7 protein-coding genes and 2 pseudogenes are annotated in these 14,415 nt (G+C 65.2%); 1 reads left to right on the plus strand and 8 read right to left on the minus strand.

Annotation, left to right across the window (positions count from 1 at the left end; translation table 11 throughout):
* Positions 1-22: 22 nt before the first annotated feature.
* The 3 genes and pseudogenes from ACH4YL_RS37885 to ACH4YL_RS37895 all read right to left on the minus strand — a co-directional run bounded on the left by ACH4YL_RS37885 (position 23) and on the right by ACH4YL_RS37895 (position 4,384).
* A complete protein-coding gene (locus tag ACH4YL_RS37885) occupies positions 23-607 on the minus strand; it encodes an ATP-binding protein (protein WP_398512078.1) in 585 nt (194 codons plus the stop codon).
* A 313-nt stretch (positions 608-920) separates the two neighbouring features.
* A pseudogene (locus ACH4YL_RS37890) lies at positions 921-2,115 on the minus strand (IS4 family transposase); the annotation flags it as partial.
* 1,660 nt (positions 2,116-3,775) lie between these two features.
* Positions 3,776-4,384, minus strand: a complete 609-nt coding sequence (locus tag ACH4YL_RS37895; protein ID WP_398512079.1) for a response regulator transcription factor — start codon at positions 4,382-4,384, stop codon at positions 3,776-3,778.
* 1,397 nt (positions 4,385-5,781) lie between these two features.
* On the opposite strand from ACH4YL_RS37895, the gene ACH4YL_RS37900 reads away from it, so the two are divergent.
* Entirely contained in the window at positions 5,782-6,873 is a 1,092-nt protein-coding gene (locus tag ACH4YL_RS37900) for a type III polyketide synthase (protein WP_398512080.1), read from the plus strand.
* A 608-nt stretch (positions 6,874-7,481) separates the two neighbouring features.
* Here the strand turns inward: ACH4YL_RS37900 and ACH4YL_RS37905 are convergent.
* From ACH4YL_RS37905 to folP, 5 genes and pseudogenes are all read right to left on the minus strand, one after another.
* The gene (locus tag ACH4YL_RS37905; RefSeq protein ID WP_398512081.1) at positions 7,482-9,329 is read right to left on the minus strand and encodes a hypothetical protein; all 1,848 of its coding nucleotides are present in this window, start codon (positions 9,327-9,329) and stop codon (positions 7,482-7,484) included.
* A gap of 216 nt (positions 9,330-9,545) precedes the next feature.
* Positions 9,546-10,340, minus strand: a pseudogene (locus tag ACH4YL_RS37910) (RNA-guided endonuclease InsQ/TnpB family protein); the annotation flags it as partial.
* A gap of 238 nt (positions 10,341-10,578) precedes the next feature.
* A complete protein-coding gene (gene gcvT, locus ACH4YL_RS37915) occupies positions 10,579-11,817 on the minus strand; it encodes a glycine cleavage system aminomethyltransferase GcvT (protein WP_398512082.1) in 1,239 nt (412 codons plus the stop codon).
* Positions 11,818-12,687: 870 nt separating this feature from the next.
* Positions 12,688-13,329, minus strand: coding sequence for a GTP cyclohydrolase I (gene folE / locus ACH4YL_RS37920; RefSeq protein WP_398512083.1), 642 nt, complete (start codon positions 13,327-13,329; stop codon positions 12,688-12,690).
* A gap of 177 nt (positions 13,330-13,506) precedes the next feature.
* The gene (gene folP / locus ACH4YL_RS37925; protein WP_398512084.1) at positions 13,507-14,292 is read right to left on the minus strand and encodes a dihydropteroate synthase; all 786 of its coding nucleotides are present in this window, start codon (positions 14,290-14,292) and stop codon (positions 13,507-13,509) included.
* Positions 14,293-14,415 lie beyond the last annotated feature (123 nt).

Below are 14,415 nucleotides of genomic sequence, written 5' to 3' on the forward strand. Positions count from 1 at the left end.
GGAACCTGAATCGGCCAGACGGCTACTGAGATTGGGCAGCGGTCGAAAGACAGGCCCAGTGAGTGGCGCCGCCGGGGTAAACGCAGGCGCCGTGAGCGGTTGCCACGGCATTGACGATGCTCAAGCCGCGGCCGTGTTCGTCGGGCTCGCAGGAGGCCGTCCAGTCCCCTTCGCGGAGGGCTGATCCACCGTCCGTGACTTCCAGCCGAAGCTGGCGGTGACGGTGCTCGTGGATCAGGTGCAGCGCCAGCGGCGGCTGCGCATGTTCAATGGCGTTGGTGACCAGCTCGGAGACCACGAGCATGGCCGTTTCGGTCGTTTCCTGGTCCACGTGCCAACTGGCAAGGACTGCAGCGGTGATGTCACGTGCGGCGCCTGCTGCTTGTGGTTGGTGCTCTAGTCGCCACGTGTTGGCATCGACCGGGTCATCGGGGAGCGACTCGACGACGGGCCGGCGCGCTCGTGTTCCCGGCCTGTCCCAGGTGCTGGTCCCGGCAGCGCTGGGGTGATGCCGTGTGGGGGTGCCACGGGGCTGCGCACTGATGTCGACCGCATCGGCAGCCGTGATCGGATCGGGCTCGTGCACGGCGACCCGTACTCGGTTCATGGTCCCTCCAGAGGAGCTAGCCGATGCCTGTAGTCCAATGTGTCCGAGAGGGCTTCACGAACCCTGAACGGCAGCTAAACCCAATACCGGTGCTTTAGGGGCCTTTCTGGCGTCTGCTGGTGGGTTTGGTGGGCGGGACGAGTGTGATTGCCGCGGTGGGTGGTTGGGGTGGGTTGCGGTGGTGGGTGTGTTTGAGGTGCCAGTTGGTCATCTTGCGTTTGATCACCCGGGGGTTGGCACGTGGTCTGCGGGGTGGGAGGAGTCGTTCCACCAGCTCACCGGCTGTGTGCGTCAGGGCTCTCTGGAGTCGTGAGGGGGAAAATGCCGCCTGGTCGGTGACGTGGCGGCGTACGACACGAAGGGTGCGGGTGAAAGAGATCCGGTCGGGGTCGAGGCCGGTTTGGTGTGCGGTGTGGTGCATGACATCCCTCAGTGCGTGGTGCACGAGGAGGAAGCCGTAGATTTCCTGCTCGACGCCGTCGGGATGTTGCGAGCGCAGGACGAGTTGGTGCCCACCCTGATGGGTCTTGATCTCGTCCAGGGTGCTCTCGATCTCCCACCGCTGGTGATAGAGGCCAGCGAGCTCGGCAGCTGGCGCCTGGGCCGGGTCGCAGAGGGTGGTGATCAGCCGGTAGACCGTGTCGTCGCCGTCGCTGCCGAGGGTGTACTCGATCACTCGGACCCGGGCCGGATCAACGCGTTCGCGGTCCCTCGTGGCAGCGATTTCCGACAGATACGAGCCATCCTCGAAGGTTTTGAGGAGCGGGAGCACGATGTTCTTGCGGACCCGCCACAACAGGTCCGCGCCCGTGCCTGAGGCGGCCCGCCACAGCTCGAAGCCTGTAATGCCGCGGTCGGCCAGGAGCAACATTCACGGCTTGAGCCGGTCCAGCAGCCCGGGGATCAGTTTCTGCTCGTGAACCGACAGCGGACCGGTCGCTGCGCCGAACACCGCATGCGTCCCGCATTCAACCAGCGCAGCTATCCTCACCTGCGGATACGCGCTCCGCTGCTGCCCCCGGCCCGAGCCAGGCCGGCCGAAGAATTCACCGTTCGCTTCCGTGTCCGGGACGTCGAAGACGGTCCCGTCCACCGCAACCAGCCGCCACCGCCGATACCAGGCACCGACCGTCTCCTCGTCAGCCACCGGACTGCACACCCGGGCAAACAACACCTTCAGCGGCTCCGGTCCCAGCCGGCGGCGAGCCCTGCCGATCGCCCCTGTGGTGGGCACCCGCCACGGTTTCTCCCACCGCCGCGCCCGTTCCAGACCCTGCGTCAAAAAGCCGGGCCACCTCCTCATAGCCCTGCCCGGAGAACAGACACATCGCCAGCACGAAATACACCACCACCCGAGCCGGCAACAACCGGGAGCGCTGCTCGAGCCGCCCGCACTCCACCACTACTTCATCCACCAACTCTGGCGGAAACACACGCGTCAGAACACCCAGAGCAATCCGATCCGACAGACGCTCACCCGACAACTTCACCTGACCGGGCCTCGGCACACCAAGACAACGACCCACCACCAACAAAGTCACCGGTATTGCAGCTAAACCATGTCCTGGATGCTTCTACGCGCAGGTCAGCATGGCTGTCGCGCCAGCCAGTGCCGCGCGGTGCTCGTGCTGATTGAGCAGGAACTCTTCAGGCGTACGCTGCCCCCTTGGCAGGACTCGCCGCTGGCCGGGGGCTGCTTAGCGTTCTGTCGGCCGTGGATGCGGGGCCGGTGTCGCAGCTCGCTCACTTGGTCGGGGGCGGCATCGGGCGGCGCCCGACCAGGTCGTTAGTGCCTGACTGAGAACCGGTGACCGTAGGTGGAGTGTCACGTTCGGGTGGCGTGGTGATGAGGAGTGGGGAGTATGCAGAACTGGACTCCCGTAACAACAGCGGTTACCAAGCCAAACCGTTGTCACAGGAGCCGTGTCATGCTGTTGTATCCTTCCGAACCCACGATGCCAACTCCGCGGCTCCTTCGTCGTGTTGTTGCCTGGCCTGCCGGTTCGGGCAGAGAGCCGTGTGTGCCGGGCGTCCGCGGCGTTATCCGTCGGACATGAGAGAAGCGGAATGGCAAGTCACCGTACCGTTGCTGCCTCTTGCGGCCTGGCGGTGGGGCCGGAGGGGCCGGCCGGAGAAACACTGACGCCGAAAGAGTGTCGATGCGATCAGGTATGTGTCGGTCAATGGCTGCAAGTGGCGGCCCTGCCCTGCGACTTCCCACGCCTTCTTCGTGCCGTGGGCGCGGGCCCACGTCGACGCTCTGCACGACACACTCCGCGACCGGCTCCCGCGGCACGACGGCCGCGATACCGAGCCGAGCGCTGCCATCATCGACTCGCAGTCCGTACCGGCCCGCCGAGACTATCGCCACGGACAGTCGTGGCTGGGACGCGGGCAAGAAGGCGAACGGCCGCAAGCGGCACATCGCCGACGACACACTCGGTCCTTCTGCTGGTGGTGCTGGTCACCACCCCTCAGTGCAGGACTGCGACGACGCTCGGCCGCTGATCTCCCGTCTGCCGCAACTCCACCCCCGCATCACCTGAGTGAGGGCCAACCGCAGATACGCTGGCAAGCTCGTGACCTGGACAAAAGAGCAATGTCTCCTCACCTTCGACATCGTCAGACGCACCGACGACGCCAAAGGCTTTGTCGCTCAGCCCCGCCGATGGATGGTCGAGCGCAGCCTGTCCTAGATCTGCCGCAGACGACGCTGCGTCCGCGACTACGAACGTCTACCAGAGCATCACGAAGCCGTGCTGAAGTGGTCAAACATCCTCATGACCCGCCGCCTCGCACGACACACACCTCACACACCCGCCAGTCCGTCACCGGTTCTCAGTCAGGCGCTGAGAGGGCGTACACCATCAACGCCTCTTCGAGGAAAGCCACATGGCATCCGTGGAACCCGGGGCCACGGCTGAGCCGGGCGGGGGGTCTGACCCTCGTTCGAGGTCAGATGTTCAAAGTGGCTAGGGCTGCCCGCGTGAGTCGAGGCCCTTCGGCTGGTGAGAGATGTATGACATCTCAACGCTTCAGCCTGGGGGCGTCGTTCGCAAAGAATCGAGCCGCGCTCGACCTGACATGTGCGCTCGTCGAGCGGTCACGGTGCTGAGCGTCACGTTCTCGTGGACAGCACTCTGGCTCCGAGCATGATCGCCCGATCCTCTAGATGAGTCCACAGCGTATGGCGTGGGATACGGCGTGTGTCCGGTTGCGGAGTTGGTGTCGCTTCATTGCGTTGTAGAGAATGTTCTTGATGGTGCGCTCGGAGTAACGCAACTTTTCTGCGATCTCTTCCAGATCCCGACCTTCGGCCAGCAGCCGGAAGACGTCAATTTCGCGTTCGGAAAATCCGGACGGCGTGAGACCTTGAGGTTCGAGAACTTCACGGTGGATACGTTGGACCTGCTGCATGAGACTGCCCTGCAGTGTCGGAGGGAAAAACCCCTCCCCTGTCACAACAGCACTGACCGTCCGGGCGAAGGCAGCGGCGGAGAAACTCGTGCGCAAGAGCACGGCTCGTACTCCACATTCCACAGCTGCGGATACGTCAGCATCCCATCGTTTACTGACGATGAGCACGAAACGGGCTGACCCGCTTGGGGACAGAGACTTTAGCAACTTCAATGTGGAAATGTCAGCGTTCTCCACGGCTACGGCGAACACGTCGGGCTCTTCTGCCGAGTCGGGACAGGCCTCGGTCAGGTCAGAACATTGCTGCAGCAGGTGGGCTAGACCGTTGTACGTGATTGTGTCGGAGGCGTGGATTCTCACGGAGGTGCCTCGTGTGCGTGGAACCACCTGGGCAGGCACGCTTAGGGTTCGCTTCGCGGCCTCTTCCCGAGTCCGCATTGCGGGATTGGAGTTATAGCCTCTGGTCTCGCTCACTTGCTGCCACCCTTGGTCAGGTCGCCGTCTGCGCTGCGAATCATTGTGCTGCGATGCGGCGGGGCACGGGTTGAGCGCTTGCGCGCCACAGGTCCCTCAGCGTGCGGACCTGGCTTGCCGGCATCGTTGGACGCATTGATACCGAAGCCCTCTCTGGTCCCTCGATCCGCCGGGCGTTAGTCGCGGGCATGGCAGTGGTGATGGGATCCGGCTGGTGCCATGCGACGCGTGCTCGGTTCATCGTTCCTCCAAGGACCCGGGCCGATCTATGTGCTCCAAGGTGCCCGAGGGGACTTCACGAAGTCTTGACGGCAGCTCAACCCGGTCTCCGGTGGCTTCGGCGGTACGCCCGCGAGGTCACTCCAGGTAGCTCCGGCAGGCTGTCAGCCGGAAGCAGCCTGCACTTGCCCGTCGGCCCGTGCGGCTGTATCGCTTGTCGGGCGTTGCGACGCGCCGGGAGGGCGCGGTCGTGCGTTCCTCGGCGGCGCGATCGTCCGCGGCCGGGGCGGGAAGGTCGCAACGTACCGGAGAGGGGCGATCTGCCCGCAACGCCAGCGATTCCGGTAGACCTCTGGTGACCGGTTCACAGAGGGAGTAGGCCGGCGTGTATGAGGTCCAGCGTCTGCTCAGGCAGGGTAGGAGGTCGGCACTCGGTTGCGGAGCTGGTTGAGGGGTGACCCCGCTACCACGTCCATGCGGCAGTCGGCGAGGGGGGTAGGGGTCGGCTGGGATCAAACGACGGTCCCGCCGCTGACTGCGCCCCGGGCGATGAAGGAATCGCACCTTCATGCTTGAGAGTGACTGCCAACCGACGCGAGGTGCCTCGTGGGGCTTTGGTGCACGAGGTGCGGGCGGAAATGCGTACCCCGAATCGAAGAGGCGCGTCTGGCGGCTCTGGGTGCTCGGCATGGAAGCCTCCGTGACCTCGTGAAAGGATGCGAGGTCCTCTATCCGGTGCGCGAGAGCGTTTCCAAATTTCCCAGAGGTACACCCATGGTCAGTCTCAATCCCGTAAGCTGGCGCCGATCGGCCTCACAGAGGGTGCCCTGGCGACGGGAGCGCTGCAACATCCCTTGTGGTATTGATTGCCTAATGGGCAAGCATTCTGCCCATTATGGGCGCCCCGAGCTGGAGACGCTTCCTATTTTCGCCGCAACGGGTTTGGAATGAGTGCGGCCTTCCGTTCTCGCACACCTGGCAGACGCGTGCACTACGGACGGCGATAGCAGTACTCGATACCGCATGTTCGTGAATCCGACCTCAACCGCGAGATCAGGTGCCTTTTGCCTACATTATGTCGCCCGTTCGTTTGGGTCCCGGAGTACACCATCTCGATGAACGAGACGCTGGATATGTGCCGTCGGCTGCACGCCGACCACGAGAAGCTGCCGCTGATCCTGCGCATGGTAGAAGATACGGGTATCCGAGAACGGCACCTGATCCAGCCGATAGAGCAAACTTTGCAGCATCCAGGCGTCGAGGCCCGTAAACGGATCTATCTGAGCGAAGCCCGGGCTCACGTTCCCTCGGTGATACAGCAGGCTCTTGCATCGGCCGACGTTGCAGCCGAGGACATTGACGCGATCGCGTTCGTATCATGCAGTGAATTCAATATGCCCCCACTGACCGCGTCGATGATCAACGCCATGGGCTTTCGAAAGGACGCACGGCAGATTCCTATCGCCCAACTCGGCTGTGCGGCCGGTGGTGCGGCGATCAACCGGGCCCACGATTTCTGCATCGCTTACCCGGACACCAACGTACTGATTGTGGCCTGTGAGTTCTGCTCACTGTGCTATCAGCCCATGGATATGGGTGTTGGATCGGTGCTGTCCAACGGCCTGCTCGGTGATGCCATCGCAGCCGCGGTGATGCGCGGCGCTGGCGGCATGGGGCTGAAGCTGGAGCGCAACGCTTCCTATCTCATCCCGTACACCGAGAATTGGATGCCCGATGAGGCCGTGGCCACAAGCTTTGACTTCCAGGCGGAGAGGCGTGTTCCGGGAACCATCTCTCTGCTGGCGCCCTCCCTGCACATGCTGGCAAGCTCGCACGGCTGGAATGCCTCCAAGCTCGATTTCTACGTCATCCATGCCGGAGGCCCCGGCATTCTGGACGGACTGAGCCGCTTCTTGGCTGTCGAGCCGGATGCCTTCCGCCACAGTCGGGCCACTCTGACCGAGTACGGCAACATCGCCTCGGCAGTGGTGCTTGACGCCCTGCGCCGGCTGTTCGACGAAGGTCTGCCCGAAGGGGTCCGCGGCTTGGTCGCTGGATTCGGCCCCGGCATTACGGCCGAAGCCTCTCTGGGGACCTGGGTCACCGAAAGCTTCGCGCCGACCCCAGGCCGGAATCGAGCGTCCGGCGACTCCTGAAGCCACTGTGCTGCCCACGACAGATCCTGCGGAGGGCAGTTCCTCCGCTCAGGAGATGGAAGCCGCCTAACTGGTGGCGGAGAAGCATCTTCGCGAGGGCCGGACTTGGCCGACCTATGAGGGGGCCTGCGTGCCCGTTGACGACTCTCATCATCGGCGGCAGCGCGATGGCGGCAATGGCCACCTTCGTCGCCGGGCTCTGACCAGCCGCGCAGCAACGACCCGTTGTGTCCGTCACGGCGGAATCCCACACCTGCGTGCGCCGGCCGCCGCAGGCCGGAGTGGCGTACCGTATCGCCCCGCGTGATTCCGGTCCGGTTCCGCCACAACAGTAGGACGGGCTGCGAGGCACCCCTCGCCGGCACGTGGACACGGCGGAGCGCACACCGTCGGTACGGCCGAGGTTGACAGCGCCGCACAGCAGCGGTGGTGGTGCACGTCGGCGGTAGGAGCGTGACGGAAGCCGACACGAAGCTGCCCCCGTATGACAACGTCGGCCTTCAAGACCGCAATCAGGTCTTGAAGGCCGACGTGACGCGAGGCCCGAATGGACCAAAAGCATTCGGGGATTCGCAGGACTGCAGGGGTATGTCCGGGATGCGTGCCGGTCAGCTGGCGGCCGTCTTGCGGCGGGACAGCCACCAGGCCATGGCGGTGCCTGCGGCGATCAGGGCCGCGGCGATGCTTGCGACCAGGCCGATGGGAGTGTTGGACCCGGTGTCGGGGAGGTGGCCGTCAGGATCGGCCGGCTCAGTGGTGGGCTCACCACCGTCGCCAGCGTCACCGTTACCGCCACTCTGGCTCTGGGTCGGGGTCGGCGTCGGGTCATCCCGCTTGGCCGTCTGGGTCGGGTCGGGTGTGCCGGTTGGTGTCGGAGTCGGGTCGGACTGCCCGGCGTGCCTCTCGCGAAGCTGCGCGGCGTAGAGACTTGCCGGAAGGACGTGCTGGCCGGGGGACTGGATCTGCCCCATGTTGTGGCCGTTGGAGGGAGGCGTCTGCTTGCCGGTGCAGCCGATGGCCCAGTTGTGGGCGGTCGGCGGGTCCTCGACCTTGTAGCTGCCGACCGAGCAGTTCCACGCCACATGGTTGGCTCCCGCCCAACCTTGGCCGCTGCCGAGCCACTGCCGGTCGCTGATGGACAGCTTTCCGCCGCCGGACATGGTGATCTCGTCATACAGTGTTCCGGAGGCCCAGCGCTGGTGCGGGCCCGCGTCCATCAGCCGCGAACCAGTGTTGGTGGCCGAGCACCGGGTGATGACATTGGGGCCCGGGACTCGGGCCTGCGTCACCCAGGCATGCTGGTTGCTGCCAGTGACTCGGCAGTCGGCGATGAGCGTCTGCTGGCCCGCAATGCTGTATGCGGCGGGCTGGGCGTGGATGTCCTGCGGGACGCCAGGATCCAGTGACTGGGTGTTCAGTATGCTGACGCGCAGCGCGCCGCTGCCGATGTCGAAGGCCGAACTCAGTTGCCGGGCGGTGATGTTCCGGACCCAGGAGTTCTCGGCGGCAGCGACGCTGACCAGCGTTGACTGGAAGTAGCCGGTGCTGTGCCAGGAGGGGTGGGAGTGGAACGCCTTACCGTCGCCGGTGAGGTTCTCCACGCCGGCTCCACTGATTCTCCCCGGGTAGGTGTACTTCGAGACAGTGGCGTGGGTGTACGGCTTTTCGAGCGCCTGTGGTAGGGGTGTGTCCAAGGTGATGGTGTTGCCCCGCACAGCCGCGATGGTGCGCTGGAAGTTGATGTCGCTGACGGGTTTCCACTGAGTGGTGCGGCCTCCGTCCGGGCGCTGCGGAATCCGGTCCATGCCAATGGCGTGGATCCAGCTCGCCTCCATCGGGCGCTCTACGACGATCCGGTCGCCGGCCTTGAACTTCGAGGACGCGGCGTTGACGTGGATCACCGCGGAACCGACTGGGACGTAGTCGTCGGTGACTGGGTAGTAGCCGCCTGTCTTGCGGATTCCCGCCGATCCCTTGGCGCCCAACTCGATCAAGGTGTGCGCCTTGCCGGTGCCGCTGAGGATCGTGCCGTTGGAGCCCCGCAGCACGATCCCGCTGCGATTGAGCTTGATCGTGCCGCCGATGCGGTAGGTGCCCGGCCGCAGCAGCACAGCGCCGCGCGTGGCACGCTTGATCGCGGCCTGGATACGGGCGGTGTCGTCTCCGCGGGCGGATGGGGAGAGAGTCGCGACGACGGGGAGGTCCGGGATGGACGCGTCGCCGCCGCGGTAGCCGACGGATGAGAAGTCGGGCACTCGGTTGCCCTGGGCGTCAGCGCGGTACGACAGCTTGCCGCCGCGAAAACTCACCCAGTCCGATGATGCGGCTCCGTCCGCCGAAATGGGCTGCGCGCTCGCCTGGAAGAACATGCTGCAGAGGCTGGCGACGGCCAGTGCGGCGGTGGACGCCAGGACCACGGGGTGATTGCGCCTGCGCCGCGCATGAAATGATTTCATGATTCGACAGCGTTGTTTCCCAACAGCGTTTGGTAAAGGTCCACTTTTACCTGAGAAACACTCCCTTTGGTTCCAACACGACCAGCGCGGTTCTTCAAGGTGGTCACCGATCGGGTGACGGCTGTTGACGCGTGTGAGTCGAGGTCCTCTGCTGAGCGAGATGTGTGACTCCTCCCGCCCTGAAGGGCGGAGCTTCTCGCTATGCCGGTTGGGCTACGCGTGATCGAGGAGCCGTCGGCGCACCTTACGATGCAGCTTCGCGACCCTCTCCACGGCCCGCTGGTGGATGGCGGTGCGGTCCCTGGCCTTACGCCGCGGGAACCGGGACAGGGCCCGCTGCGCGGCCTGAAGCTTCGCGGCGGCCCTCCGGCCGTGACGCGGGTTCGGCACGAACCCGCCGTGGGAGTCGGCGAGGAAGTTCGCGATGCCCAGGTCGACGCCGACCGCCTTGCCGGTCGCCGGAAGCGGCTCGGGCTGCTCCTGCTCGACGGTCAGCACGACGAACCAATTGCGGCCCTCACGCTTGACACTGATCGTCTTGACCTTGCCCGCTACGGGCCGGTGCTGGTGGACCCTGACATGCCCGACCCTTTGGAAGCGGACACGGGTCACCGGGTCGTGCGGGGTCGAGTCCCACCGGACCCCATCCCCGTCCTTCGGGAAGTCCACCGTGTCGAACCAGTTCACCCCGCGAAAACGCGGATACCCCGGCGTCTGACCGGACTTGACCCGGCGGAAGAACGCCGTGAACGCCTTGTCCGGCCGGCGCAAGGTGGCCTGTTGCTACGAGAACGACTAACGCCCCTGACGCGCCGGATCAAACGCCCGGATCTCCTTCAACTGCGCTGACTGCTGGCCGTATCTGACGCTGGTCTTGGAGACATGCCGGTAGGCATCACGGCGTTCCTGCAACGCCCCATTGTACAGGGAGCAGTGATCGGCCAGCATCTCGCCGAAGGCAACCATCTGGCCCACGGTGGGCCGCAAGAGGAACTTGTACGCACGCATCATCCAGCCCACCCCTCGGTCAATGGCGATCAACCTAACGGCCGCCACTGACAATCACAACCGTCCACTGCCGCGGGCGCCTCAGAGCAGTCCAGAGATCGCATACCCTCCCGGCCTCAACGCCGGGATTCCCTGCGAAGATCAGGGATGGAGTCTCAACTCTTCAGCCGGGGGCCTTGTTTGTCACCTGGCCTGCCGTGTTGGGCGGCTACGCACACGCCCCAGTGTGCACGCCGACCCATCAGTGCTCTGGGCTGCTGGCGGCTGGCTGCCGGTGGGGGCGGTGAGAGGTCAGCTGCTGGCGGTGGGCGGCACCGAGGTACTTCGGCCTGGCTGAGGCGGGGACTGGGGCACTGGGTCGCCTGTAGAAGGGGAGCGCGACCACCTTGTAGCGCTCGTGCTTTCCGTGGATGTTCACGGCCACGTGGGTGCCGGTCTCGGCGTGTGCCGTCTCCAGGTATGCGATGGCGATCGGTATGACGAGAGTGGGGGAGAGGGCGCCGGAGGTGACCTCGCCGACTTTCGCACCTTGCTTGTTGACGACGGGGAATCCGGTGCGCGGGCTTTGTTCGCCTGTGGATACAAGGCCGACAAGTTTGCGCAGAGGGTACTTGTGGGCTGCTTCGGCGGCTCTGATCAGGGCGTCCCTGCCGATGAAGCGGCCTTTGTTGGTGGTCTTGTTGAAGTGGACTACGTGGCCGCGGCCTGCGTCGAACGGGGTGATCGCCGGGGTAAGTTCGTGTCCGTACCGTGGCATCCCCGCCTCGAGGCGCAGTGTGTCCCGGCATGCCATTCCGGCCGGGACGAGGCCATGGGAGGTGCCTGCCTCGGTGAGGATGTTCCACATCGCCTCTGCGGCTTCGGCGGCGACGTACAATTCGAAGCCGTCCTCGCCGGTGTAGCCGGTGCGGGCTATCAGCGCATCGGTGCCGGCGACTGTGCCGTGCCTGACGCCGTAGTACTCCAGGTCGACCCCCGCCAGCGGGGCGATGATGGCGGCTGCCTCCGGGCCTTGGATGGCGACCAGCGCGTAGGTATCCCGGTCGTCACGCACCTTGGCGCCGGGATACGGGGCTGCGCGGGCGGTGAGTTCGGCCAGGACAGTCTCCGCGTTGCGTGCGTTCGCCGCGACCAGGTACTCGCGCTCACCGGTGCGGTAGACGATCAGGTCGTCGAGGATCCCGCCGTTCTCGGCGCAGATCATGGTGTACAGGGCCCTGCCTGTGGCGAGAGCGGAGATGTTGCCCACGAGCGCGTGGTCGAGAGCTTCGGCTGCCTGGATACCGCTGACGGTGATTTCGCCTGTGTGGAAGAGGTCGAACAAGCCTGCCTTGGTGCGTACCGCGATGTGCTCCTCTCGCTCGTTGCCGTAGCGCATGGGCATCTCCCAGCCGGCGAATGGGCCGGTGGTCGCTCCGAGGCGCCGGTGTACGGCGTCGAGTGGGGTGGTGCGAAGCGGCGCGTCGGGCTGGGTAGGCATGTGGACTCCTATGCCGTTGTCAAGTTGTCCGTGGGTTGGGTGGGTGAAGGTATGTCAGGGAGAAACCGCCGGTGTGCCCTCGTGTTGCGCCAAGACTGTTGCCGTTGCCGTTCAAGGAGGCATGCAAGGTGCGCCTCTGCCGTTCTTGTCGGGGGATTTCGGCGCGGGCCCGTTCAGCACCGGGGGAGGGGGAGGCGAACGAGCCCGCCAGTGGAGACCGTAACGGACGAGCAATGGCCGCATAGCGCGCAATGGGCAAGGGCGGAACTATCGGGAAGTACGGAGTTCCCCTTTTTCGGCGAGCTTGTGATCGGCACTGGTACGTGGGACCAGGTGACGGCCGAATCTACCCTGGTCGTGGTCACTGACCCCGTTGGTAAGGCAGCCCAGCACGGTGCCCAGCCACCATGCTCGAGTCTCATCGCGTACGCATAAGAGATGCAGCCCCACGCATCCCGGAGACCCCTGGTCGCCGGTACCTCCTTCTAAGCCTTTCCGCCGCGCTTGCCACCAGCAGCGCGCCTGCGTGCGCAAAACGCCTCGAAGGTCGAAGGTGGGAGCCATCCGAGCCAGACGCAATGCTCTACGGGCCGAGCCGGTCCGTCGGTTTGTTCACCAGGCAAAGCGAGGCACCCTCGTTCACGAGCGGAAGAGTCACGAGGCCGCTGTTCTTGTACTGCTGGCCGCAGCGGCTGCATCACGCGCCCGAGCTGCCGTGGGGCGAGCGCTCGATGGACCTGCGCTTCACACTGATGCCGCAACCGCGTGACCTCATGCGTGATTTCATCGATGGCGGGGTGGTCAACGGCGGCCCGCGGCTAAGGTAGGCGGGCGGGGCGATCACGGCGGACAAGTCGATGCTCTTGGCCATCAGGGCGTCCTCCAATGCGCGGTGGCGAGGGTGAGGAACTCCTGCGAGAGCACCGGGTCGGTCCGGAACCGGCCCCCCTTCCGTGACGAAATGGTGCGGGCAGGCTCCATCCGCACGCCCCGCATGCTCATGCAGAGATGCGTGCCTCGGACGATGACGGCCGTGTCCGCGGAGCCCGTGGCGCGGGTGATCTCGGCGGCGACCTGTTCGGTAAACCGCTCCTGCACCTGAAGGCGCCCGGCGTTCCGCTGAGCGATCCGCCCGAACTTCGACAGGCCCACCACCTCACCGTCAGGCATGTATCCGACGGCGACTTCCAGGTTCATAGGCAGCATGTGGTGCTCACATAGTGACCAAACGCTCATCCCCCCGACCACGATCAGTTGCTCGTTCACGCCGGTCTCGGTGAAGCACGTCGCATTGGCCGAGGTGTGAGGGGAAAGGAAGTCGGCCCACCAGGAGGCGACCCGGGTTGGCGTATCCGCCAGGCCCTCCCGCGTCGGGTCCTCGCCCAGTGCGGTCAGGAGTTGGGTCACGAGTGCGGCGACGCGCTCAGCGTCGACAGGTCGCGGTGAAGGCGCGGTTTGTTGTAGCAGGTCCGCGGTTTCGCTGGAGGGCCGGGTAGTGGTGGGTGCGGTCATTGTTGTCTTCCCTTCTCGTCGCCTACAGGCGAACGGGCAGTTGAGTTGTCAAGCAGAACCGGCAGCGATGGCAGGTCGGCGAGTGTCTCGAGGCGTTCGGTCGCGGGGAGTTGGTCACCTGCACACTGGCGCGAGCCTCCCCGCACGCGTGGGACTCTGTCCCGTGAAACTATCCGTTCATTGGCTGCCGACCACCCGGATGGTGGACAGCGCCGCTGCGACACGAAGCGCCTCCACGGTCTCCCGCACGTCGTGGACCCGTACCAGGTCCACGCCGGCGCCCGCTGCCAGGGCCGCAGCGACAGCGGACCCGGTGACCCGCTTGTGGGGCACGGGCTGGTCGGTGAGCGTGCCGATGAACGACTTCCGGCTGAGGCCCACGGCCACGGGATGGCCGGTCGAGATGAGCTCGTCGATGTGCCGCAGGAGTTCCAGATTGTGTTCGAAGCCCTTGCCGAATCCGATGCCTGGGTCGATCCACACCTTCGCAACGCCTCGTGACAGTGCTCTGTCCGCCGTGGCGACGAGGTGGTCCCGTACCTCGGCTACGACGTCGCCGTACCGCGGTTGTGCCTGCATGGTGAGAGGTACGCCCTGCATGTGCATGGCGATCCAGCCCGCGCCAAGGTCCGCCGCGACCCCGTCGAGGCATGAGGAGACGTCGTTGATGATGGAGGCGCCTGCACGTACGCACGCTGTCGCCACCCGTTCCTTTGTGGTGTCAATGGACACGGTGCAGTGCGCCGCCAGGGCCTCGACGATGGGGACGGTCCGTCGCAGCTCCTCTGCCACACTCACGGGGGTGGCACCGGGTCGGGTCGACTCACCACCGACATCGACGATGTCGGCGCCTTCGGCGAGCATCTCGTGAGCGTGGGCGAGTACGGCAGTGAGATCCGGATAGTTGCCGCCGTCGGAGAACGAGTCGGGAGTGACGTTGAGGACTCCCATGATCGATGTCATATCGGTTCCCCTTCTGCTTCCGCCTCGGCTAGGCCGTGTATCGAAAGAGTCCTGCTGAACACCGCGAGCCGATTTCGACGGCACGTGGCTGTCAGTGCCCTCAAGTAGGTTCTGTCCGTTCGG

This window comes from Streptomyces sp. NPDC020681 (assembly GCF_044334895.1).
Lineage (GTDB): Bacteria > Actinomycetota > Actinomycetes > Streptomycetales > Streptomycetaceae > Streptomyces.